Genomic DNA, 23,332 nt, shown 5'->3' with positions numbered 1-23,332 from the left:
GTGTTAACAGTAAGTAATGAATTAAAGAATGCATTTATGAAAGACGAAAGAACCATTTATGTACGAATAAAAATTGGGAATCGAACGTTTGATAACAACAATGTTATTTCTGTTGATTATGATGCTGGAAGTTTATCAGGTGAAGTTTTTGCGATTGGATCAACGTATTCAAATTCTATTAAAATCACGTTTAGTGAATTAGTAGAAGGCTTAAAAGAATTGGATGAAGTAACCTATGAAATTGGTATTAAATTAGCTAACGGAAAGATTGAATACGTGCCTATGGGTGTTTTCGTTATCAATGATGCAATTGAAATGGACCGCAACAATAACAAAACAACAATCGAATGTATGGATAGAATGGTCATGTTGGGCGGCGCTTATGTGTCGTCTTTAAGTTATCCAGCAGCTATTCGAGAAGTTGCGCTAGAAATAGCCAATAAAGCTGGTGTTCAAGTAGCTGATACGTTTGATCGTTTAAATGCAGATATAATAGCCAAACCAGAAGGGTATACGTATCGGGAAGCAATCGGTTTAATCGCTCAGTTTGAAGCAGGATTCGCTACTTTTAACCGTTACGGAAAATTAGAAATTAGAACACTATCTGATCCAAACTTTGCTATACCACCTGATAATTATTTTTCAAAAGGTCTCGTAAAAAACGAGGTATTTTTTCGTTTAGGTGGAATTAGTTGTACAACGGATGATAGCGACACAGTTATCCAAAGTGGAAATACAGCAGGGAATCAAGTGATTTTAGAAAACAGGGTAATGACTAAAACTTTGTTAGATAAAATTTATCAAAAGATTCAAACGATAAATTATTATCCCTTCTCTTTAAATTGGCAAGGAAATCCAGTATTAGAAACTGGTGATTGGATAGAAGTTGAAGATTTACAAGGGAATAAGTTCAAAACGCCTAACCTTAGTTACTCTCTATCTTTTAATGGTGGTTTGTCTGCTAAAAGTAGTGCTGAGACAGTCACTCAATCAGATGCCACTTACCAGTATAAAAGTCCTTTACAGCAAAAGATTGAATGGATTCACGCACGAATTGATGCAGCTGGTGGGAACGTTGTTTATGAAGGTATTGACGAACCGGCCAATCCAAAAGAAGGCGACTTGTGGTTTAAAGTAGTTGGTCCAGATAAGGAAATCTTAATCTATAAAAAACGTGCAGACGGCTCTTTATTTTGGGAACCTCAGATATCCACTGCCGATATAGATAAAGTGGCTAAAGAAGTCGAAGATGTGATTAATCAAGCCGACGCCGACCGCATAGAAACCGAACAAAAACTCGATCAATCAGTTGCCGACGCAAAAGCCTACACCGAACAAAAAGCGAACGAATTCAACGGTCAGCTAGAAATAGTTAGAGCTGATGTGGCTGATACGGTTATAAAAGCAAACGATGCGGTAGCCAGGGCTAATCAATCCATTGCTGATGTTGGTTTCATGCAAATTGATTTAAACACAACGAAACAGAACGCTATCGATGCTTTAACAAAAGCGCAGACGGCCACAGATAATCTTAATACGTTATCTTTTAATGTGGACGAGTTGACTAAAACAGTTAGTTTTAAAGCGGAGAAAACAACAGTTGATGCCGTTACGAAACAAGTTAACCAACATGAATTATCTATCGCTACTAATGCTAGAGAAATCGATTTGCGTATGACTTCTACTCAAGTTGATAGTTTGGTTTCTGCTAAGGGCTATGTGAATCAGGCGCAGTTGACAGCTACTTCTACACAATGGAATTTAGCACTGACTCAAGTTAGTTCTGATCTGAGTAATTTGGAGATTGGTGGGCGGAACTTACTACTAGAATCCAAAAAAATAGAAATATCGCCTACAACTAGGTATGTAACAAAAAGATTGAGTAAACCTATTTTTCCGAACCAAAAATACACTATTTCTATTGGTTACAGAGAGTATGTTACGGAAGTAGTTAGTCACGATTCTGTGTTAGTTTCTACAAGAGACGATAGGGGCGGGACATCTACTAGTATCGGAAATGCAGTTGGAACTGTTTTCACAGTGCCTATAGGTGGTAGTGTGACTAATGTTTTTACAAACACAAGCCAAGTTATTGACACAATTTTGTTTTATAGTGCTGATGAAAATTTAGTTTCTGGGAACCGAGAATTTTATTTTGAAATAAAAGTAGTTGAAGGCGAAAAAGACACTGGTTGGACACCTGCACCAGAAGATATGGCAACACTAGAACAGTTTACCACAATAGACGCTACTGTAAGAGGTTTGCAGACTACTGTAGGGAATAAAGCTGACAAAACAGAAGTGACTCAACTAGCTAATCAGTGGACACAAACCACTGCGTTGGTCAATGGACACACTGGTCAAATTAGTAATCTAGGAGAACAAATCAATTTAAGAGTCACTTCTTCGCAAGTGACAGAGGCTATATTGGTAGATAAAACTGTTAAAGATACCCGCAATGATAACCAGCTACCAAGTTGGTATTTTACTAACTATAAAAAGCAAACAGTAGAAGAATTTAAGTCCGGTAATGTGATAGGGGCGTTGCCCGCTTCCAATAATGCTTATGGTCTGTTAACCACTAAGGTGCCGTGGTCTGATAGTTCTGGTGGTGCAATTACTCAAACGTTTAGCACTGCATCAGGAGTTTACCAACGGCGAGGTTCCTCGAGCTGGGGAGTTTGGGAAAAGGTAGCAGATGCTAATAGACTAATTAGCCAAATCAACATAAGTCCTGAATCAATTCTAATTGCTTCAAACAAGATTACGCTAAGTGGCGACACTTATATGGATGCAGCTTTTATCAATAAAATGAAAGTTCATTCGGTAGATGCAGTTATTGCAGACATAGCGACTGTAAGAACGAAAATGTTAACGTCCGATGTCATTACTTCAACAATGCTCAAATCTGATACGGCCTTGATTGATAAAATATTTATCAATGATGCAAACGTACAGCGGTTTACGGCAAAAACAGCATTTATCAATTCAGTAAAAGCTGTGGAAATCAGCGCTGATAAAATCAATGGCGGAATATTTAATGCAGCTACTATGAACGTGATTGGTTTAAATGCAGGCAGCATAACTTCTGGAACTTTAAGAGGTGCTAATTTAGATTTAAACCTAAATACTGGAATGCAAACCTTCTATAATCCTGTATCAGCTGGCGGTAATCTAGTACTAACCCAAGGTCAAATTAGATTCGTTAGAGGTGGAATGGGATCCCGATACATTAACTATCATGATGAAGGTATCATTATTACTCATGGAACAGAGAACACCGGGTATACTCGAAACACCTCATTACACTTACAAGGTGATAAAGCGTATCTTCAATTTATCTCTAATGCTGGGCTGACCTTACAACGCTTGGAAAGTGACTCAATTTATTTAACGGCATATGTTAATGATTCATTCCGGGTGCAAAGGTATTACGGAACAGGCGAATGGCGACCAATAAAGGCAAGGAGTTTCGAAACTTCTGGAACTGTAAATGACATGGAGATTATTGAGAACTGGATTAGAACGACCAATACAAACGACACACACATTTATATCGAACCTTCACGAAATGGGAATATAAGAGTAGCCGATAGAGCTTTGAAGCAATACCATGCTGTTGAGGCTTCCAACTTCAAAGTTTCTTCAGAAAGACGATTCAAGAGCGACATCAACGATTTTGATAATGCACTAAGCCTTTTAAGTTCAATTAAATTCCATAAGTACATCAAAAATGGGGAATCAGAAATCGGGCTAATAACTGATGAAGCACCTTTGCAACTTCTTTCTAAAGACCAGACAACAGTTGATTTGTATTCATTGATTAGCTTGACAGGAAGGTCTGTTCAGGAGTTAACCCAAATCACTTACTCACATGATCGATTTTTAAATGAACACGACAAGAGACTAGCCGTCTTAGAAAAAGAAAATAAATTACTCAAACAAAAAATAGAGAAACTGGAGAGTGCAGCATGAAAACAATCAAATTAAAAAATAAAGAAGTCATTCCCGTTTATCAAGCTTTAGAAAATATCGTCGTTGAAGGCAGAAAGCCACGTCGCGGAAAGGGACAACTTCAAAAACAATTGAGTCAAAAGAACACGGAATATTCGGAAGACTTAGAAGAGATTCGTTCTGACTTCTTCAAGAAAAAAGAAGATGGAACCTTTGAAGTCAACGGCGATTCTTTTGTTTGGTTGGACGAATGCGAAAAAGACCCACATCTTAAAAAGAAAGCAAACGATCAGATTAAAGAATTGAATGAAGAAGAAATAGGAATTGATTTGGTAGAACATGAATCCAAAATAAAATCCTTTTTTGATGCTTTAGAAAAAGACGAATTTACCGGAAAAGAAGGATTACGTGATGAGGATTTCGAAACGCTGATGGAGATTTTGGAAGAGGCTTTTGAAGTAAATGAAGATAAAAAAGAGGAGGAAAAATAATATGTTAAGAAATAAGCAAAAATCAATCACATTAAATGCTACAGCTTTTGTCGGAGATCAACCAGTCATGAATTTATCAGCTACAGTTCCAAGCAATACAGGAGTTGGACAAGTTAGTCAATATGTACAAAACGCTGAACTATATAATACTAATAAAACTGAAGCGAGACGAGACGTCACTGAATTTCAAAATGATGTATATGAAGTTGAAGATGAAATGGTGCGTACTGAAGAAGTCGTAGAATAAAATCTAATTAAAGTTTTTCGTATATCCTCCGATATTGTTTGTATATATACAATAGGAGTGATAAAAGTTGAAAGATAGTAAAGACTTTAAAAAGTATAAAAAAAGTAATAAAATAATGGATAAGTTAAGAAAAGAAAGTAGTATTTACTACTCTAATCATTGCAATAAAAAAGAGATAGGTGGATTATTATTAGCAGTAGGAGCAATTCTTTTCTTTCTTGGTTCTAGAGATATAAATCTTATACTTTCAATAGAGGGAATCTTAATTGGTTGTATGGGGGCGGGATTGCTAACACTTGGAATAAATGAAAAAAAGAATGATTCGTCAGAGAATATAAATATATATATTGGAAAACAACTTTTCGATAGAGGCCTTGAGGGATTTGTTATAGGAGTTGTTGTAGGAGCATTAAAATTATTTTTTAAATATCAATAAAAAGGTTGTCCATTCGGGCAGCCTTTTTATATTACCAAAGAGCTTCCTAACCGGGTTGCTCTTTTTATTTTATCGAAAGGCGGTGTCGAATGAAAAACGCAATAAAATACTATGCCGTGACTTATTGGATTTGTTTCGTAACAGCATGGTTCGGTTTTTTGCTGATTTACAATGCCGAAAACGTGATTGAGCGTTTGAAGTTATTTGAAGACAGCTTTGATATTTACGTCGGATTGTGCATGATCGTTTTATCAATTACGAAAGTTGTTTCGCTTCTTTCAAGATGGCAGTACGTAAAAAAAATATCATTAATTGGGATCGCGCTAATGTGGCTATTGGTCACTTGGTTTTATTTAAACAGTCCCACAACGAACACAAGTTACGTCATTTCTATCGGTATGGCTGGGTTGTGTTACATCCAACTTTATCGAGGTGATTATTCTGATTGAATACTGGCGCGAGATATTAGGGTTGATCACTACTTTAATTGGTGGTGGATTTCTTGGAAATATTATTGCGGGTAAAAACAATACAAAAGTTAACGAACAAAATTTTATTAAATTGCTTCAAGAAGAACGCGCAGACATCAACAAAGAATTAAAAGAACAAGATAACAAAATAGATGAATTGTACCGGCTTTATCGTCAATCGGAAGAACGGAATCAAACGTTGATGAATGAAAACAAATCTTTGGAATGGCAGCTAAAGAGAGAAAAAGCTGAAAAAGAACAATTGGTTGAAGAAAACGGAGCTTTAAAAGAAAAAGTAGAAAACCTTGAGAAACGTGTCGGAGAATTAGAAAAAGAGAGGAAGATTTAAACATGGAAGAAATTTTAACCACATTAATTTTATCAGCAATCGGAGGCAGCATGGTTGTTTCCGGAATTACAGAAGTAGTGAAACAAAACAGCAAGTTATCCGGTATTTGGGTTATTGTATTTGCCTTACTTACAGGCGTAGTGCTATTCGGAGCTATTGCTTTGGTCTTTGCCTTGCCACTCGCTCAATCATTGCTGACCGGCTTCTTAACAGGTTGGGCAAGCGTTGGGGCATTCAACACTTATAAAGAATCTAAAGGGGGAATGTAAAGATGGGCGAAGTTATTAAAATTAATCGTGACGATGTTATTAATGGTATTGCTGGTAAAAGACCTGGTAAGCCAAAAGGAGGAGTAATTCACAACGATGCAGGCGCTATGTCGGCAGAAGCATACTTACCTTGGCTTATTTCTCGCAAAAACCGCGGACAACTACCTTTAGGGTTTGCTGGATATTACGGAGACCGTACAACTATGCTACGCGTAGACAACACAAATAACAAAGAATGGCATACAGCAAATCCAGAAGGCAACACATGGTTCTTAGGGTATGAAGTTGTTCAAAGTTACTACGGAATCATTTCAGACAAAGATTTCCTTTTAAATGAAGACATGGTTTTACGGCAAGTAGCTGAAGACTTCCATTTTTATGGATTGAAACCTAATCGGAATACGGTTATGTTGCATAAACAATTCTCTTCTACAACATGTCCACACCGCTCGTGGGATCTACACGGTAAGTCTGTTAATTCTGTTAAAGATTATTTCATTAGCAAAATCGCACACTATATGTCATTAGGTAAAACAGTTGAAGAAATGTTGAAAAAAGAAGGTGTTTCGGCACCAGCACCAACTGTACCAAACACAGTTACACCACAACCTGATGGAAAAACATTAGTGGTGGGAAAACAAGCTAAACAATGGGAGACAGGTTCAAATATCCCGGCGTTCGTCATTGGACAACGCTATGATGTATTAGCTTCTAAACCAGTTAGCAAATCTCGCTCTAAAAAAGCCTATTTGATCGGTAAAGGAAAGGTTGCCACTGGTTGGCTATTAGAACAAGACGTAGAAGGGTTTAAAACAGCAGGCGGAGGCAATACTGATAAAGCTACCCCTACAACCAAACCTGCTATTACAGGAACAACAACTCAGTCAGAATCAGTTGCGGGTGTGCAAATGTTCTTAAATAGATGGTTCTACGGCAAGTTAGAAGTAGATAATAAAATGGGTCAAGCAACTAAAAAAGCTTTAATCAAAGCTCTTCAAATGGAATTAAACAAACAGTTTAAAGCCGGATTAAATGAAGATGGCGCATGGGGACCTAAGACAGAAAATGCTTGCATCACGGTACGTCCAGGTGCTCGCGGAGATATCAGTCGCTTAATTCAAGCAACATTAATCTGCAAAGGCTACAAAGTCGGTGGATTCGATGGAATATTCTTAGAAGGACTTGAAAAAGCTGTTAAAGAATTCCAACGTAAAAACGGGTTGAAAGTTGATGGTATTGTAGGTAAAGCTACTTTTGCAGCGTTGTTTAGATAATATAAATCTAACATGGTCGAAATCGACCAGTTTAGAAAAAGACCTCTAGCCGATTATGGTTGGAGGTCTTTTATACATATTACGACTCATTATGCCAAGTAAACTTTTCTTTTTTTAAAATCTCGTGGATATGAGTGGGGTTACGTTTATAGTCATTATACGTTCGTTTTAAAGACGTCACGGAATCAAGCCCGGCGTGTCCGCTAGGAACAAAAAGATGATAAAGGTCAATAAAAAGCAGATTAAAATATGATTGGTTTTCTTCAATATCTTTTTCATACAAAGAAATGACTCTTGTTTTGCCTTTAGATGTACCGCTAGGTAGAGTAGATTTTCTTATCCTACCTTCTAATAATGCATTTTCTAATTCTTTGCTACTACAGTTGAATTTATTTTCATACGCTCTGATAATATTTAATATATGATTCTTATGTAATCCATAATAACCAACTGGCGGAGCTTCTCGACGATCATAATTTTTGTGAAGGCAACTTTCATCCTCAGCAATAATATTTAATTGGGTTATAGTGTCATCATCTATTAAAAGCTTTTCTGGAAGAAAATTTATAAACTCTTCATTAGGTATGTCAATTGAATCAAAAACCTTATCCTTGAATAATCTACATTTTATAGTAGGTTCAGGTTGTTGAATAGCTGCTGAATAATTAGGTTTAGTATCTAAAACTTTTTTGCTACTGGAAGAAGAGAGCACTTCTTTATTTGCAGAAGCACTCTCCGTCAATACTTTTTTATGGATGGAAGCAGACTCTTTATGTGCATCATTATTTAAAACTTGCTTAAACAATGAGTTCATATAGAACTTGTCTCAGCAATTTTTTTGACGTATTCTGCTACAAGTTCGTCATTATCTATATCGCTGCTTTTACGAGGATCAGCCTGATCGAATTTATTTTTCCACGCTTCGTCTTGATGAGTTCTATCTACCAGCGCAAAATCACTCATTTCGTCCAAATCTTCCACCAGTCCATCAACAAATTTAATTACATCTTGTTGTTTAGTAGTTTTATAATCAGTTTCTGTTTTATCTGCAACACCATCATAATTGCCTGCTTTGTTTTTAAAATAGACCTCTCTAAAAACCGGACCGTATTGCCAAGCTTCGAAATTACCCTCAAAAAGTCTAGTTGGATAATTTGTATTGCTACTGATTTCTGAGATGCCATCGCCGGCCTTGATTGAACCGTATGTTGCGCCATAAAAAGCATAGAGGAAATACAACGTTTTTTGTAATCTAAGTGGCCCGATATCCGGATTTAATGTTTTTAAATGAGTGACAAGATCATCTACGCTTTTAAAAAAGTAGTTGTTATCTTTTGTCATCACAGTCAACTCCTTTTATTGCTATTAGTTTTTAGTTTGCTTTATAAATAATCTATTATTAACCTTAGTATATAGGTAGAAAAAACCTATGTAAAGGGAATTTGCTTTAACGCCAAAAAAATAAAACCAAGTTATCTAAAACATAACCTTCTTATGTGGCATCTTTCTTCCTTTATAATCAAATATCTGCCCGAAATAGCTAGGTCTAGACTCAATCACATACTTCTGAACAACTAACTGCATCCGATCATTGATAGTTCCTTCGATAGTAATGACTGCATCCTCTTCGACGTCATACATAAATTTGTAAGCCTTCATTCCAGCGACTATACAATTAAATTTGCGATCATCTACTTCTAACGTGAAACGGCATAGGGGAGTGCCATTTTCCGTATTGATCACTTTAACTTCCGAAATAACTTTACCTGTCAAAATAGCAAAATTCATGATTGTTCCTCCTTCAATAGGCTCTCTATTTCATTTTCTATATTGACTAAACTACTTTCTCCCAAACCCCAAACGTCATCCATAATCATACCTCCGCTTCAATAATGAATCTAAAAGCATTGTACCCAAAAGGAACTCCATCCATTCTGTGACTTCCTGGTTCTCCCATACGGATATCAGAAAGCATTCCCATATAGTTGATAGTGAACTTTATATTTTCTTCATGGTAACAGTGCTTTCGTATGTAATCGAATTGTGCTTTTTCTGGATAGTCTTCAAATAGCATTTGCTGCTCGTTTATTAGCATGTAGTCCTGATTGAATTCTTGTATAGTCATCTTTTTCTTCATATCCTTCACCTCACATTTATTATACGAACGAGTGTTCGATTTGTAAAGCGAACAGAATATTAAAATACCCTCACAAATAATCTGTAAGGGTAAAAGGATGATTCATTATATTTAAAGTGCATCAAAAAGATCTTCAATAGATTTTATCTTATTTTTGTATTCATTGACCAATGTTTTCGCAAGCACAATTGCCTTCATAACATTGTAGCAAGAATAGGTGGATAGATGTTCCTCATAGCTAACTTTTACATAAGGACCATCAATTGAACCAAAAGCTTCAATTCTTAAACCATTATCTTCAAACAGGAACATTGATGAATCGGGATGCAGTTCTTTCAAATTCTTTTCCATAAATTATTCTCCTTTTTTATGTGGTACTTATAATATATGCAGATAATATCAATTAACTTTAAAAACGTTAAAATAAATTGTCATCCTACTCACAATGAAAAAGAACCCGCCTATTATATAGGTAGGTTCTTTTTTTGCACAATTAAATATATTGAATATCTATTATTGAGATGGTTTTAGTGCTTTTTGTGATTTCAATTTTGATGTTATTGATCATACCAAATGTAGTACAGCAAAAACAAAAAGTCGATAACCAAGGTACGAAAGCACTTGTGACCGTTGTACAAACTCAAGTCGAATTATATGAGATGGAACAAAATGAAAAAGCACCTAATTTTGAAGTATTGAAAGCTGCTGATTATCTAAGCGATGCCCAATTAAAGCAGGCAAATGAAAAACTTGAAATAAGCAACGGAAAAGTCAGCGCTAAGTCTACTAGTCCATGAAGAGGTTAAATTGCCAAGGAATGGTATTCATTGAAATGCTTTTAGTCTTATTGATCACAGCTACGATGTTAAGTGTTCCAACAGTATTTTCTCAAAAAATAATTAAAGATACAGCAACACAATTATTTATTGAAGATTTGCAGAGCAGCATAACAATGGCGCAAAATCATGCGGTATTATCAGGAAATTGGTCTGTAATAGATGTTTCGGCAAAGAAAGGCATGATTTCTTTTAGAACGTTTCCTGAAGCAGAAAAAGAAGTGACATATCAATTGCAGTTACCGGAAAATGTAACAACACCGTCAAACAAGCAATATATTTTTAATGGAGGCAGCGGAAATCTGCAAAGTTTTTCCACTTTGTATTTTGATATTGATGGAATACGGCATGGGTTAGTATTTCAGTTAGGAAGTGGTCGTTATCATTGGGATTAAACGGTTAAATCAAAAGGGATATGTTTTATTAGAAAGTTTAACGGCTTTTTTGATCATCACTCTTTGTATCAGCGTTTATCTGCCGGTAGTTACAGATCTACTCGTTACTATTAAAGAAGAAAAAAAGACAGTGGATATGGTGCGAATTGGATATGAACAATCACAAAAAATTGCGCTTGGTCAAGAAGTAGATACCTCTTGGCAAACAGGAGGCAACGTATATGAAATTATTGTGGAAAGCAGCCAAAAAAAGAAAATCTGCATCCGGGATAATCAACACCAACGAACAGTCGAACTGCTTTCATCTAAAATCAATCTCCCTTAACAGTAAAGGGTTTGTTTTATTAGAAACGCTTATTGGTATGTCCGTTTTAATGTTGAGTGTTTCCTTGATCAGTTTTTCAATCGGCCAATTTCAAACGATTCGCGCTCAAACTTTTCAAGATCGCCAACTAGAATGGCAGCTATTTCTAAATCAATTTGAATATGAAATCAAAGGGCTGGCACTGAGTGATGTAACGGCTAGTAAAGTAAGATTTGAAGAAAAAAATACAGTAGGAAAAGTTCAACGTATAATTATTTATCAAAAAGATCTGAAGAAACCGGTGTTTATCAAAACTACTGATGCGGGGGGTTACCAACCGTTATTGATGCAAGTCAGTAAATTTTCTTTTTCAAAAAAAGAAGATATTTTGATTTTACAAGTGACATTTTCCAACAAAGAAACGTATGCAGCCCAAATAAACCTTGCTCAAACGATTGAGGTGCCGCAAAAATGAATCAAAAAGGAGCTATTTTACCTTCTGTAGTTATTTTTGTTTTTCTATTAGCAACCGTTACGATGAGCACAGCTCGGATTTATAAAAATCAGATGCAGCAAATGAAGACAACTGAAAATTATTATGTGATCCAAACCATGTTAGAACTATCTAAAGCAGAATTAAGAGAGCAGTTAACGATTGATCCTGATCTGCAAGAAGCTTTTTTTACTTTCAAAACTGGAACAGTACGCGTGAAAAAGATTAGCGGAACCTCTTATTTATTGACTGGTACAGCAGATAAATCATTTTTAAAGCAACTGTCTATTACGGTTGATATGCCTGCTGATTCAACAGTATCAGGTACGGCGGAACAAGACACAAGTGAATACGAATCTGCAGAATACACTGAAAATGAGCAGGTCTCTCAAAAAAGAAGTAGCCCTTAGGAAAATCTGAGGGTTATTTCTTTTTAATTCATAATTTGGTATAATGGGTTGAATTATGCTGAGTTATGCACGACAATTAGTTTTAACAAGAAACTAAAAGATGAGGAGTGAGGATGAATGTCTCGATTGAAAAAAGTAAGAGAAGGCATGAGACAAAGAGGCTTAGATGCATTACTAATCACTAGCCCTTATAATTTACGTTACGTATCCAATTTTACCGGCACTACAGGATTAAGTGTGATCACTCATCATACTGCTTACTTTATAACTGACTTTCGTTATACAGAACAAGCTGCTGCTCAAGCCGTCGGATTTGAAATTGTACAAAATAGTGGACCTATTTATGATGAAGTAGCGCGGATAGCAGAAGCAGATAAAATTGAAACGCTTGGTTTTGAACAGGACTTTGTTACTTTTAGTACATTTGAATTATTAGAACAAGTTATCTCAAGTGAATTAATACCTGTTTCAAACTTAATAGAAGAATTACGAGAAGTCAAAGAAGATGTTGAAATTGAAACGATCAAAAAAGCTTGTTCAATTTCTGATGCAGCTTTCCAATATATTTTAGGTGAGATCAAACCAGGAATGTCTGAAATAGAAGTGGCAAATTTACTAGATTTCCATATGCGTGGATTAGGAGCAACAGGGGTTTCATTTGATACAATCGTAGCCAGCGGTATTCGTTCAGCTATGCCTCACGGTGTAGCAAGTCAGAAATTGATTGAAACAGGCGACTTCGTTACCATTGATTTTGGTTGTTACTACGAAGGATACGTTTCAGATATGACACGTACTTTTGCTGTGGGAGAACCGGATGAAAAGCTAAAAGAAATTTATGCAATTACGTTGGAAGCTCAATTAAAAGTAATTGATGCTGCTAAACCAGGAATGTCAGGAGTGGAATTAGACGCTGTGGCGCGTGATCATATCGCAAGCTACGGTTATGGCGAAGCTTTTGGTCATTCAACAGGACATGGTATTGGATTAGAAATCCATGAAGGACCGAATGTTTCAAAATCAGCCACTAAATTATTTGTTCCAGGAAATGTGATCACAGACGAACCGGGTATTTATTTGCCGGGAATCGGAGGCGTACGGATAGAAGACGATTTAGTCATCACAGAATTTGGAAATGAAGTAATCGTTCATTCGCCTAAAGAACTGATTATTCTGTAGAAATTAGTGATAACAGAACAATTTTTATTAGGAAGTTGTTTGAAAAAATGATACACTGAAACAGAAAATAGGAACGATTCTAGGAGGAAAATTAAATGATTTCTGTAAATGATTTTAAAACAGGATTAACGATTGAATTTGATGGAGGAATTTGGCGTGTTATCGATTTCCAACATGTTAAACCAGGTAAAGGTGCTGCTTTTGTCCGTTCTAAATTAAGAAATTTAAGAAATGGCGCGGTTCAAGAAAAAACTTTCCGGGCTGGTGAAAAAGTTGGGAAAGCTCAAATTGATAATCGTAAAATGCAATATTTGTATGAAAGCGGAGATTCTCATGTTTTCATGGATTCAGAAAACTATGAACAAATTGAACTGCCCGCAGAGTCTATTACAGAAGAGCTAAAATATTTGAAAGAAAATATGGAAGTTCATATCATGATGTATAACTCAGAAATATTAGGGGTTGAATTGCCAAACACGGTTATTTTAAGAATTGCAGAAACTGAACCTGGCATCCGAGGCGATACTTCTTCAGGCGGAACTAAAACGGCTAAGTTAGAAACAGGTACAAATGTTAACGTTCCATTTTTTGTAAATGTGGATGATATGATCGTGGTCAATACCCAAGATGGTTCATACGTTTCGCGTGCATAAGAATACTTTTTAGAGAAAAACCAATTAGGAGGTCTGCCTTATGGCTGAAGAATTAAATTTTGCAGTAAACGAGACAAAAGGAACTCTTGGCGAAATCGAAGTGGCACCAGAAGTCATTGAAATCATTTCGGGGATTGCTGCAAATAAAGTAGCCGGTGTTTATGCAATGCAAGGCAAGTTAACTTCAGGTGTTTCCGAATTATTTGGTCGCGTAGATCATAAAAAAGGAGTGCACTTAACCTCTGATGAAGAGGGCTTAAAGGTCGATATTTATTGTTATTTAAACTATGGGGTTTCAGTACCGAAAGTAGCGTTAGAACTGCAAGAAAAAGTACGCGAACAATTAGTTCAAATGACTGATATCGAGTTAAAAGAAGTAAACGTCCATATTGTAGGGATCGTACCGGAAAAAACAGAATTAAAAGATTTGTTTAGTTTGGATGACGAAGACGGTGAAGAAGAGTGAGTTTAACTAGACGTGAAATTAGAGAAAAAGCTTTACAGTCTCTATTTCAACTATCGGCTAATAAAGATCTTACGATTGAAGAAGCTATGCAACAGGCTTTAACAAGTGCAGAAGATTTATCAGATGAAGTAGAAATAGTTTCAGTGCCAAGTTACCTAGATTTATTGGTAACCGGCGTGGTGGAGTACCAAGCAGAAATTGATGAGAAGATTCAAAGTCATCTTGAAAATTGGTCAATGGATCGATTAGCAAAAACGGATAGAGTCATTATGCGCATTGCTATTTTTGAAATGCTGTATGTGCCAGATGTACCAGCAAAAGTTGCTTTGAATGAAGCACTTGAAATTACCAAATTATACAGTGATGAAAAATCAAGAAAATTTGTTAATGGAGTATTAGCAAATATTGTCAATGAGTTAGAGGAAAAAGAGGCTGAATAGGCCTCTTTTTCTTTTAGATTAAAAAGGTATAAAAGCCATACTACATTAAGAATCTGTATGGTAAAATGAGCATAATGAAATTAAAGAGCGTCAATTAGACAGAAAAAGGCGGGGTTTTCTATGAGTGCAATTATGATGAGCGGAAAAGAACTAGCAGCTGAAATGAACGAAGAAATGCAAGCTATGGTTGAAGAGCTGAAAATGAAAGGTGTCATTCCCGGACTAGTGGTACTGTTAGTTGGAGAAGATCCGGCTAGTCAAACCTATGTACGCAATAAAGAAAAGCGTGCACAAGCTTTAGGTTTTCATTCAGTAATAGAACGCTACTCAGATACAATCAGTGAGGAACAACTCTTAAATGAACTTGACCGTTTCAATCAAGATCCGATGATTCATGGTATTCTCGTTCAATTGCCGTTGCCTAAACAAATCGATTCTGAGAAAATATTAAATGCGATTGATTCAAAAAAAGATATCGATGGCTTTCATCCTATCAATATGGGGAAGCTGTTGATTGGGAAACCTGATAAAATTGCGTGTACACCATATGGAATCATGAAACTATTGGAACGCCATCAAATTGAGATAGCAGGGAAAACAGCTGTTGTTATCGGACGTAGTAATATTGTGGGGAAACCAATGGCGCAATTATTATTAATGAACGACGCGACAGTGACAATGGCTCATTCAAAAACAAAAAACTTAGCTGCTATCGCACGAACAGCGGATATCTTGGTTGTGGCAATTGGACGCGGTCACTTTGTCACGAAAGATTTTATTAAGCCAGGTGCTGCGGTAATCGATGTTGGCATGAATCGTGATCAAAACGGAAAATTGATAGGTGATGTTAAAGCTGATGAAGTCTCAGAAGTAGCGGGATATTTGACACCTGTACCAGGCGGAGTCGGACCGATGACGATTACGATGTTATTGTACCAAACAATTATAAGTGCCCAAAAAACAATCTAAATCAGCATAAAAAGTCAGGAGGGGTTATTTGTCAGAACACTATTTAACTGTCACGGCCTTGACAAAATATATTAAAAGAAAGTTTGAACAAGATCCTTACTTAGAACGTGTTTATTTAACCGGCGAAATTTCTAACTTTAGAAATAGACCTAATGCACACCAATATTTCAGTATAAAAGACGACCGCGCAAAAATTTCAGCGATGATGTTCAAAGGAGCTTATCAAAAGTTGAAATTTACACCAGAAGAAGGAATGAAAGTTTTAGTTATCGGACGTATTTCTTTGTATGAAGCAAGCGGGAATTACCAAATGTACATTGAACACATGGAACCCGATGGAATAGGAGCTTTGTATCAAGCTTTAGAAGAAATGAAACAAAAATTGAAAAAAGAAGGGCTTTTTGATGCACCTAAACAACTGATTTCTACATTTCCTAAAAAAATAGCGGTTGTTACAAGTCCTTCAGGTGCTGTAGTGCGAGATATCATGACAACGATCAAACGTCGCTATCCTATAGTCCAATTGGTTGTATTTCCTACTTTAGTACAAGGAACTAAAGCTGCTGACGATATTGTTAAAAGCATTGAGTTGGTAGAAGCTAAAGGAGATTTTGATACAATGATAATAGCGCGAGGCGGAGGGTCGATTGAAGATTTATGGCCGTTTAATGAAGAAAAAGTAGCCCGTGCTATTTTTGAAGCGAAGACGCCGATTATTTCATCAGTCGGACATGAAACAGACACAACGATAGCTGATTTAGTGGCAGATGTTCGTGCAGCTACACCTACTGCCGCAGCAGAATTGTCCGTACCGTTATTATCAGATGAAATTTTAAAAATAGAACAAATGCGGTTGCGTTTGATTCAAAGTTATATAAGAAAATTAGAAGTTCTGAGTCAGCGGTTGAATCGAAGTCTAGAATCTTATATTTTTAAACAGCCTCAGAGACTTTATGAAGGATACGCTCAAAATTTAGATTTTCTTTCAGAACGTTTGACACGTTCATTGTCAGAAAGAGTAAAAACCGAAAAGCAACATTATAGTTTATTGACTTACAAACTGATGTTGAGTGATCCAAGCCACCTTGTAAAGCAAAAGCAAGACGACTTACAAACACTGAACCAACAGTTGCAAACTGAAATGAATCGTTTTATGGAGAATCAAGTAAAGCGATTTGATTACGCGGTACAGTCGTTGGATTATCTAAGTCCGTTAAAAATCATGAATCGCGGGTACAGCTACATTACAAAAGACGATAAAGTTATTAAAAATGCAGAACAAGTTCAAGTTGAAGATTTAGTGCATATTCATTTACATGAAGGCAGTATTGAAGCAAAAGTAGTGAACAAAATGGAGGAATAAAAGTGAGTACAAAAGAAACTGTAAAATTTGAAGAAGCTATGCAGCAACTAGAAGAAATAGTTACTAAACTGGAAAGAGGAGACGTTCCTTTAGAAGAAGCATTAGACCAATTCCAAAAAGGTGTAGCGTTGAGTAAAGTTTGTAAAGAGACTTTGCAAAATGCAGAAAAGACACTCACAAAAATTGTCGATGAAAATGGAGCAGAAACCATTTTTGAAAATGCAGAGGGTACAGAGTAAAAGGGGGAAAGCAACGAATGGAATTTAATCTGTTTCAGCAAAAAGAAAAACCTCAAATTGAGAAAGTTCTTGTCGCTTATTTAGAAGAACAATCAAATTCAAATGGCACACTTCATCAAGCGATGCATTATTCGCTGACTGCTGGCGGCAAACGAATCCGGCCACTGTTATTGTTAGCTACTATTCAAGCTCTCGGTGGAGAAGTAAGCCAAGGCTACGAAGCTGCAGCAGCATTGGAATTTATTCATACCTATTCTTTGATTCATGATGACCTCCCTGCAATGGATGATGATGATTTAAGACGTGGGAAACCTACTAACCATAAAGTTTATGGCGAAGATATAGCGATTTTAGCCGGAGATGGCTTACTGACACAAGCGTTTGAAATTTTAGCTGGCAGTTTATTGCCGGCTTCAAAAAAAGTAGCCTTGATTCTAGCTTTGGCTCAAGCTGCAGGACCAAATGGGATGGTAGCTGGACAAGTAGAAGACATGGAAGGAGAAAATCAAGCATTATCGTTAGCAGCTTTAAAGGCTGTTCATGAGAAAAAAACAGGTGAACTATTGAAGTTTGCTGTTTATGCAGGCGGGCTCATAGCTGAAGTTTCAGCAGATGTTGAACGGTTGTTGCTTGATTTTGCGACTCATTTTGGATTGGCTTTTCAAATTTTAGATGATATTCTTGATGTGATCGGCGATACAAAGACATTAGGTAAACAGACTGGTAAGGATGCAGTCTTAAGTAAAAGTACTTATCCGGCTTTGTTAACTTTAGAAGGAGCAAAAGAAGCTTTAAGAAACGAAATTACAAAAGCTAAAGAAAACTTGAGACAAATTGAAATGGCGTATAAGCAAGCGGATAAAGAATTGGATAGTCAGTTATTGTTTGATTTGCTTGATTTACTATCCGTTCAGTAAAGAGGGGAAGAAGTTATGAAAAAAGAACGTGCAGATGTCCTTCTCGTAGAACAAGGTTTATTTAGTTCTATTGATAAAGCTAAACGAGCAATTATGGCAGGGATTGTATTAACCGATAACAACGAGCGAATTGATACAGCTGGAGAAAAAATTCCTGTGACTACTCAATTAAAGTGTAAAGGGGAACAGCTACGGTATGTCAGCCGTGGAGGTTTAAAGTTAGAAAAAGCGATAAAAGTTTTTAATGTAGGGGTGCAAGATAAGATTCTATTGGATATAGGATCTTCAACTGGCGGTTTCACAGACGCTGCTTTACAGCATGGAGCGAAAATGAGCTATGCCTTAGATGTAGGGACCAATCAGTTGGCTTGGAAATTAAGACAAGACCCGCGGGTTGTGGTCATGGAGCAAACCAATTTTAGAAATAGTACATTAAAGGACTTTACAAAAGGTCAACCTAACCTGGTTTCGATTGATGTTTCTTTTATTTCTTTACGCGTAATTTTGCCTGTGTTAAAAGATATTATAGCCATAAATGGAGACGTGTTAGCTTTAATCAAACCCCAATTTGAAGCCAATCGAGAAGATGTGGGAGAAAAAGGTATTATCCGAGATTCCGATATTCACCAGAAAATAGTACAAGAACTCCTTCATTTTTCTCTTACCTTGGGTTATGATGTTCAAGCGCTCGATTTTTCACCGATTACTGGCGGAGAAGGCAACATTGAATTTTTAGCACATTTAAAATGGTCTGGAAAACCTACTGGAACTAAAGCTGCTGATGTAAAAGTTAAAGAAACAGTAGCAGCTGCTCATGAAACATTTGCAAGCAAACACAATTAGAAAACAAGTTTTGTATATTCGTATACAAAGTTTGTTTTTTTGTTTTTACTGATATCCAACCGAAAATCCTTGTAATAATTTACTTTTCTATCTGTGCCAAGTAGGGTATGATAAAGAAAATAATGTATATTTATACTGAATATTAAATTGAGGTGAAAATATGAAGAAGAAGGATCGGCATCAATTATTACAAAATCTCATTCAAGATCATGTAATTGAAAAGCAAGAGGACTTCGTGCGTATTTTAGAGGAAAAGGGTATTGAAGTAACACAAGCTACTATTTCAAGAGATATTAAAGAACTCCAATTAGTAAAAGTTCCTGCTTTATCTGGAGGATACCGCTATAGTTTGCCGCCTGATGTTCAGTATGATACATCCAAAAAATTAGAACGCTTAATGAGAGATGCATTCGTATCTGTTGATATACAAGACTATTTTCTGCTGCTTCATACGATTCCCGGTAATGCTTTTGCTATGGGATCTTTAATTGATTTATCAAATTTTGAAGAAATTTTTGGGACGATTTCTGGCGACGATAGTGTTTTGATCATTTGTCGCTCTGCGGAGTCAGCAAAAAAATTAAAAAATCATTTTATCAGTTTAATTTAACTAAGTTTAATTATAGAAAAGCTGACAGGAGTGAAATAAAATGTTACAGGAATTGACGATTAAAAATTTTGCCATCATTCATGATTTAAGCTTAAGCTTTGAATCTGGAATGACTGTCTTGACAGGAGAAACGGGAGCCGGAAAATCAATTATTATTGATGCAGTCGGCTTATTGGCTGGCGGACGCGGGTCAAATGAATTTATCCGGTATGGCGAAAACAAATGTGTGCTGGAAGGACTTTTTACAATGGAAAGTAACCCCATCACTTATGAATTATTGAAAACATATGATATCGAAACAGAAGATGATACATTAATTATTCAACGAGATATTCACCGTAACGGTAAAAATGTTTGCCGTATTAATGGACGTTTAGTTAATATTGCTACACTGCGACTGATTGGTGAAACATTGATCGATATTCATGGACAAAATGAACACCAAGAATTGATGAATCCAGAACGTCATTTGGAAATGTTAGACCAATTTGGCGACAAAGAATTGTTAAAGATGAAAGAAGCTTATGCTGTAACTTTTGCGGCATATAAAGCTGCTAAAACAGCTTATGATAAGTGGCAAAATAGCGAACAAGAATTAGCTCAAAGGTTGGATATGCTTCAATTCCAAGTTAATGACATCGAAATGGCTGAGTTACGTGAACAAGAAGAAGAGGAGTTACTAGAAGAAAGAAATCTGTTAACTAATTTTCAAAAGATTACGTCTGTTTTAGCGGAAAGTTATGATGCTTTACAAGGAGAAGAAACCAACGGAATTGATTTAATCGGACGTGCCATGACAGAAATAAGTACAATTGAAGATATTGATACTACTTATAAACAGTTTTCTGAAAATATTGCGAATAGTTACTTTCAGCTACAAGAACTAGCCAGTGATATGTTAAGAGAATTGGATCAACTAGCTTACGATGAAGATCGATTGAATGAAATTGAAAAAAGGCTAGAATTAATTCATCAGATGAAACGAAAATATGGGGATTCTTTTGAAGAAATCAAAACTTATTATGAAAAAATCGTAGTTGAATTAGATCAATTGCAAAACCGAGAAGATCACGTTAATCAATTAGTTAAAAAATTGAGCAGCCTTTCTGAAAAATTGATTCAACAAGGAAAAGAGTTAACTAAAAAAAGACAAGCCGTGGCGAAACAATTAGAAACAGCCATCCACGATCAATTAAAAGAATTGTTTATGGAAAAAGTAATCTTTGAAGTACGCTTCTTTAATCAAGAAAAAGAAAGCGATGCAGCCCATGCTCACGAAATTGGTTTTGATCAAGTTGAATTTTATATTGCTGCTAATTTAGGAGAACCACTTAAAGCACTTGTGAAAGTAGCATCTGGAGGCGAATTATCTAGAATGATGCTGGCTATGAAAACTATATTCTCAAAAACACAAGGGTTGACTAGTATTATTTTTGATGAAGTAGACACCGGAGTGAGCGGTCGTGTAGCTCAAGCCATTGCTAATAAAATTTATATGGTGGCCATGCATTCACAAGTTTTATGTATCACTCATTTACCACAAGTTGCCGCTATGGCCGATCATCACCTATTTATTTCTAAAACAGAAGTGGATGAACGAACTGAAACACATGTTGAACCTTTGGAAGAAGAGGAGAAAGTAGAAGAAGTTGCCCGCATGTTAGCCGGTACAGAAATTACGAAGCTGACATTAGAACATGCAAAAGAGCTGCGAGAACTAGCTAAAACACAAAAGAGCAAACAACTGATATAATTAAACGGTTCTTTATCGAATTGTGTTGGTCATGCTTAATAATGAAATTTCCTCCGGAATTTACGCGTCTGCTTGCAAGAGCCATGGGAACGACTGGAGCCTTACATGTCTCCAGCCTTTCAAGCCTTGTCATGGCTGTTGCTGCTTTAGCAGTTTTACAGACATGATACACTTGGGCGTATGCCCACAGTTCTTCGTTTTTTAAGAATCCTTTACACGGCTGCAAGGAGCCGCTATTCCTCCGAAAATTTCAAGTTGTGGAATAGACTCATTCTTCTTACCAACACTAAAAATAATAGAACCATTAAAAAACTTCATTACTCACTAAGTGAGCAATGAAGTTTATTTTTTTAAGAAGCTAATAATGTATAAATCACAGAAATAAATCCGGAACCTAGCATAGAAACTAACATGACCCAAACAAAAACTTTGGTCCATTTTTTAGTTGCCGAAATCTGTTTAGTATCTTTTTTATTCGCCATGAGGTGATTCGCCTACTTTCATTGCGTATATTTCCTCTATTTTACCCTGAATAAGGACGTAATATCAAGTGGTTTTTAAAAATAATTGTGTTTTTTCAAAACCCAAGTGGTAAAGATACTGACCACGACAATCAAGAACATCATAATCCAAAAAGCTCCAGGTGTATCGTCAATAGGTAAATTAACATTCATCCCCCAAAGCCCCCCAATAATGGTAGGTATAGTTAAAACGATGGTAATAGAAGTCAAAAATTTCATAATATTATTTAAATTATTAGAAATAACGGAAGAAAAAACAGCACTGATTTGCGTCAATAGTTGGTTGGTTTCTTTGATCATTACTTCAGCTTGTCGGTTTTCGACAATCACATCATGCAGCAAACTACGATTTTCAGGATGCTGTGTAAAGACTTCAATTTCTTTTAATTCATTAAAAATAGGATGACTTGCCTCAATAGAAGAATTAAAGTAAACGAGACTTTTTTGGAGCGACATCAAAGCAAAAAGCTGTTCATTTTCGGTTGATCGTGTCAGTTGTTGTTCCATTGCTTCTGTTTTTTTGACAATTTCTTTTAAATAAAAGATATAAAGAGAAGAGATTTGCCAAGCTACTTCTAAGACAAATTGTTCCGGATTTTTTGTATTTATTGGATTATCTGTTTGATTGCGAATCATTTTATCTATGAAAAAAGGTGTTTTTTCAGCAGTCGTAATAATAGTATGTTCAGTTAGAATAATCGCCAAAGGTATGGTTATGTATTCATCATACCCTAGTTCATTTGTTTCTTTATAAGGGTAGTTAAATACAATCAAGTTAGGTTCTTTTGCCGGATCCATCCCCAACTTTTCTTGTCGAGCAACCTCATCAGGATCTTTTACACTTGTAAGAAAGTCTTTTGGGAAATGAAATTTTTTTGACAATTGTTCTATTTCTTCATCAGTCGACTTTGCCACGTGCAGCCAATCGGTTATTTGGTCTTTTTCATCTACTACTATTTTGCCGTCAGAATCAGTGTGATAAGATTGATACATGATAATCCCCCTTGAGATAGAATAAAAATCTAAGAGAAATGTAATTTATTTACTTAGATAAGCTTATCATACACTATTTTAAATAAAAGCAGGTAGTAAAAGGCAGCTAAATGAAAACATTGGGGTTAATTTACACTGTATGGAAGACTCCTTTAAATAATCAGCTATAATGCTTAAATACAATTAAAGAAGAAGTTAGGGAGCAAAACGCGACCAAGAATGCAGCTGGAATTTATAGGCGAATGGCTAATCAAAATTCTCTACAAAAATAGCCAGCAAAAGTTGAGAACTAGTTGGCTGCATTAGCTGATAAATAACTTT

Annotated in this window: 31 protein-coding genes; 24 read left to right on the top strand and 7 right to left on the bottom strand. The window is 36.0% G+C overall.

All coding sequences use genetic code 11. The features are described from left to right. The 8 genes from BR87_RS12595 (at nt 1) to BR87_RS12590 (ending at nt 7,490) form a co-directional block, all read left to right on the top strand. Nucleotides 1-3,975, top strand: a complete 3,975-nt coding sequence (locus tag BR87_RS12595; RefSeq protein WP_051929667.1) for a hypothetical protein — start codon at nt 1-3, stop codon at nt 3,973-3,975. Continuing rightward, complete coding sequence (locus BR87_RS04610) at nt 3,972-4,445, top strand: DUF1617 family protein (protein ID WP_035029284.1); 474 nt, start codon at nt 3,972-3,974, stop codon at nt 4,443-4,445. The genes BR87_RS12595 and BR87_RS04610 overlap by 4 nt, the downstream gene beginning before the upstream one ends. 1 nt (nt 4,446) lies before the next feature. Next, complete coding sequence (locus BR87_RS04605) at nt 4,447-4,692, top strand: hypothetical protein (protein ID WP_035029280.1); 246 nt, start codon at nt 4,447-4,449, stop codon at nt 4,690-4,692. 67 nt (nt 4,693-4,759) lie between these two features. Further along, a complete protein-coding gene (locus BR87_RS04600) occupies nt 4,760-5,128 on the top strand; it encodes a hypothetical protein (RefSeq protein ID WP_035029277.1) in 369 nt (122 codons plus the stop codon). Nucleotides 5,129-5,217: 89 nt separating this feature from the next. Beyond that, a complete protein-coding gene (locus tag BR87_RS04595; protein ID WP_035029275.1) occupies nt 5,218-5,577 on the top strand; it encodes a hypothetical protein in 360 nt (119 codons plus the stop codon). Nucleotides 5,578-5,599: 22 nt separating this feature from the next. Next, on the top strand, nt 5,600-5,947 hold the full coding sequence (locus BR87_RS04590) for a hypothetical protein (protein WP_035029273.1): 348 nt from the start codon (nt 5,600-5,602) through the stop codon (nt 5,945-5,947). Nucleotides 5,948-5,949: 2 nt separating this feature from the next. Further along, a complete protein-coding gene (locus tag BR87_RS04585) occupies nt 5,950-6,216 on the top strand; it encodes a hypothetical protein (protein WP_035029270.1) in 267 nt (88 codons plus the stop codon). Between the two features lie 2 nt (nt 6,217-6,218). Then, nucleotides 6,219-7,490, top strand: a complete 1,272-nt coding sequence (locus BR87_RS12590; RefSeq protein WP_051929665.1) for a peptidoglycan recognition protein family protein — start codon at nt 6,219-6,221, stop codon at nt 7,488-7,490. Nucleotides 7,491-7,569: 79 nt separating this feature from the next. On the opposite strand, the gene BR87_RS04575 is transcribed toward BR87_RS12590, so the two are convergent. From BR87_RS04575 to BR87_RS04555, 5 genes are all read right to left on the bottom strand, one after another. Next, nucleotides 7,570-8,304, bottom strand: coding sequence for a hypothetical protein (locus tag BR87_RS04575; protein ID WP_035029267.1), 735 nt, complete (start codon nt 8,302-8,304; stop codon nt 7,570-7,572). Further along, nucleotides 8,301-8,831, bottom strand: coding sequence for a Panacea domain-containing protein (locus BR87_RS04570; RefSeq protein ID WP_035029264.1), 531 nt, complete (start codon nt 8,829-8,831; stop codon nt 8,301-8,303). Before BR87_RS04570 ends, BR87_RS04575 begins: the two co-directional genes overlap by 4 nt. Nucleotides 8,832-8,966: 135 nt before the next feature. Beyond that, the gene (locus tag BR87_RS04565) at nt 8,967-9,278 is read right to left on the bottom strand and encodes a single stranded DNA-binding domain-containing protein (RefSeq protein WP_035029262.1); all 312 of its coding nucleotides are present in this window, start codon (nt 9,276-9,278) and stop codon (nt 8,967-8,969) included. Between the two features lie 85 nt (nt 9,279-9,363). Next, nucleotides 9,364-9,627, bottom strand: a complete 264-nt coding sequence (locus BR87_RS04560) for a hypothetical protein (protein ID WP_244877027.1) — start codon at nt 9,625-9,627, stop codon at nt 9,364-9,366. A gap of 111 nt (nt 9,628-9,738) precedes the next feature. Beyond that, nucleotides 9,739-9,978 carry a hypothetical protein gene (locus tag BR87_RS04555; protein WP_035029258.1) on the bottom strand — a complete coding sequence of 80 codons (240 nt, stop codon included), beginning with the start codon at nt 9,976-9,978 and terminating at the stop codon, nt 9,739-9,741. Between the two features lie 170 nt (nt 9,979-10,148). Here BR87_RS04555 and comGC point away from each other — a divergent pair, with 170 nt between their 5' ends. The 16 genes from comGC to recN all read left to right on the top strand — a co-directional run bounded on the left by comGC (nt 10,149) and on the right by recN (nt 21,497). Continuing rightward, on the top strand, nt 10,149-10,424 hold the full coding sequence (gene comGC, locus BR87_RS04550; RefSeq protein ID WP_051929663.1) for a competence type IV pilus major pilin ComGC: 276 nt from the start codon (nt 10,149-10,151) through the stop codon (nt 10,422-10,424). 20 nt (nt 10,425-10,444) lie between these two features. Continuing rightward, nucleotides 10,445-10,858 (top strand): competence type IV pilus minor pilin ComGD, encoded by a 414-nt coding sequence (gene comGD / locus BR87_RS04545; RefSeq protein WP_051929661.1) that lies wholly within the window; start codon nt 10,445-10,447, stop codon nt 10,856-10,858. Then, nucleotides 10,836-11,183 carry a hypothetical protein gene (locus BR87_RS13165; RefSeq protein WP_035029254.1) on the top strand — a complete coding sequence of 116 codons (348 nt, stop codon included), beginning with the start codon at nt 10,836-10,838 and terminating at the stop codon, nt 11,181-11,183. The genes comGD and BR87_RS13165 overlap by 23 nt, the downstream gene beginning before the upstream one ends. Then, nucleotides 11,080-11,637, top strand: a complete 558-nt coding sequence (gene comGF / locus BR87_RS04535) for a competence type IV pilus minor pilin ComGF (RefSeq protein ID WP_084683561.1) — start codon at nt 11,080-11,082, stop codon at nt 11,635-11,637. The genes BR87_RS13165 and comGF overlap by 104 nt, the downstream gene beginning before the upstream one ends. Further along, on the top strand, nt 11,634-12,065 hold the full coding sequence (locus tag BR87_RS04530) for a hypothetical protein (protein ID WP_035029251.1): 432 nt from the start codon (nt 11,634-11,636) through the stop codon (nt 12,063-12,065). Before comGF ends, BR87_RS04530 begins: the two co-directional genes overlap by 4 nt. A gap of 117 nt (nt 12,066-12,182) precedes the next feature. Continuing rightward, nucleotides 12,183-13,244, top strand: a complete 1,062-nt coding sequence (locus BR87_RS04525; protein ID WP_035029248.1) for a M24 family metallopeptidase — start codon at nt 12,183-12,185, stop codon at nt 13,242-13,244. A gap of 95 nt (nt 13,245-13,339) precedes the next feature. Beyond that, on the top strand, nt 13,340-13,897 hold the full coding sequence (gene efp, locus BR87_RS04520; protein ID WP_035029245.1) for an elongation factor P: 558 nt from the start codon (nt 13,340-13,342) through the stop codon (nt 13,895-13,897). Nucleotides 13,898-13,937: 40 nt separating this feature from the next. Beyond that, entirely contained in the window at nt 13,938-14,363 is a 426-nt protein-coding gene (locus tag BR87_RS04515; RefSeq protein ID WP_035029243.1) for an Asp23/Gls24 family envelope stress response protein, read from the top strand. After that, nucleotides 14,360-14,803 (top strand): transcription antitermination factor NusB, encoded by a 444-nt coding sequence (gene nusB / locus BR87_RS04510; protein WP_035029239.1) that lies wholly within the window; start codon nt 14,360-14,362, stop codon nt 14,801-14,803. The genes BR87_RS04515 and nusB overlap by 4 nt, the downstream gene beginning before the upstream one ends. Nucleotides 14,804-14,923: 120 nt before the next feature. Further along, a complete protein-coding gene (folD, locus tag BR87_RS04505) occupies nt 14,924-15,772 on the top strand; it encodes a bifunctional methylenetetrahydrofolate dehydrogenase/methenyltetrahydrofolate cyclohydrolase FolD (protein ID WP_035029237.1) in 849 nt (282 codons plus the stop codon). A gap of 28 nt (nt 15,773-15,800) precedes the next feature. Continuing rightward, nucleotides 15,801-17,135: an exodeoxyribonuclease VII large subunit gene (gene xseA / locus BR87_RS04500; protein ID WP_035029233.1), complete on the top strand. Its 1,335-nt coding sequence runs from the start codon at nt 15,801-15,803 to the stop codon at nt 17,133-17,135. After that, nucleotides 17,132-17,374, top strand: a complete 243-nt coding sequence (locus tag BR87_RS04495) for an exodeoxyribonuclease VII small subunit (protein ID WP_404813335.1) — start codon at nt 17,132-17,134, stop codon at nt 17,372-17,374. The genes xseA and BR87_RS04495 overlap by 4 nt, the downstream gene beginning before the upstream one ends. 17 nt (nt 17,375-17,391) lie before the next feature. Further along, entirely contained in the window at nt 17,392-18,291 is a 900-nt protein-coding gene (locus tag BR87_RS04490) for a polyprenyl synthetase family protein (RefSeq protein ID WP_035029227.1), read from the top strand. Nucleotides 18,292-18,306: 15 nt separating this feature from the next. Beyond that, the gene (locus tag BR87_RS04485; protein ID WP_035029224.1) at nt 18,307-19,134 is read left to right on the top strand and encodes a TlyA family RNA methyltransferase; all 828 of its coding nucleotides are present in this window, start codon (nt 18,307-18,309) and stop codon (nt 19,132-19,134) included. 160 nt (nt 19,135-19,294) lie between these two features. Then, nucleotides 19,295-19,744: an arginine repressor gene (gene argR / locus BR87_RS04480; protein WP_035029223.1), complete on the top strand. Its 450-nt coding sequence runs from the start codon at nt 19,295-19,297 to the stop codon at nt 19,742-19,744. 40 nt (nt 19,745-19,784) lie between these two features. Next, nucleotides 19,785-21,497, top strand: a complete 1,713-nt coding sequence (recN, locus tag BR87_RS04475; RefSeq protein ID WP_035029222.1) for a DNA repair protein RecN — start codon at nt 19,785-19,787, stop codon at nt 21,495-21,497. A gap of 350 nt (nt 21,498-21,847) precedes the next feature. On the opposite strand, the gene BR87_RS12815 is transcribed toward recN, so the two are convergent. After that, on the bottom strand, nt 21,848-21,979 hold the full coding sequence (locus BR87_RS12815) for a DUF4044 domain-containing protein (protein WP_084683560.1): 132 nt from the start codon (nt 21,977-21,979) through the stop codon (nt 21,848-21,850). 75 nt (nt 21,980-22,054) lie between these two features. After that, the gene (locus tag BR87_RS04465) at nt 22,055-23,011 is read right to left on the bottom strand and encodes a magnesium transporter CorA family protein (protein ID WP_035029220.1); all 957 of its coding nucleotides are present in this window, start codon (nt 23,009-23,011) and stop codon (nt 22,055-22,057) included. Nucleotides 23,012-23,332: the final 321 nt, after the last annotated feature.

The sequence above is a fragment of the Carnobacterium mobile DSM 4848 genome (assembly GCF_000744825.1).
In the GTDB taxonomy this organism is placed as follows: Bacteria; Bacillota; Bacilli; order Lactobacillales; family Carnobacteriaceae; genus Carnobacterium_A; species Carnobacterium_A mobile.
The sequence above is the reverse complement of the archived record's forward strand: the minus strand, read 5'-3'. Positions and strand labels throughout refer to the sequence as shown.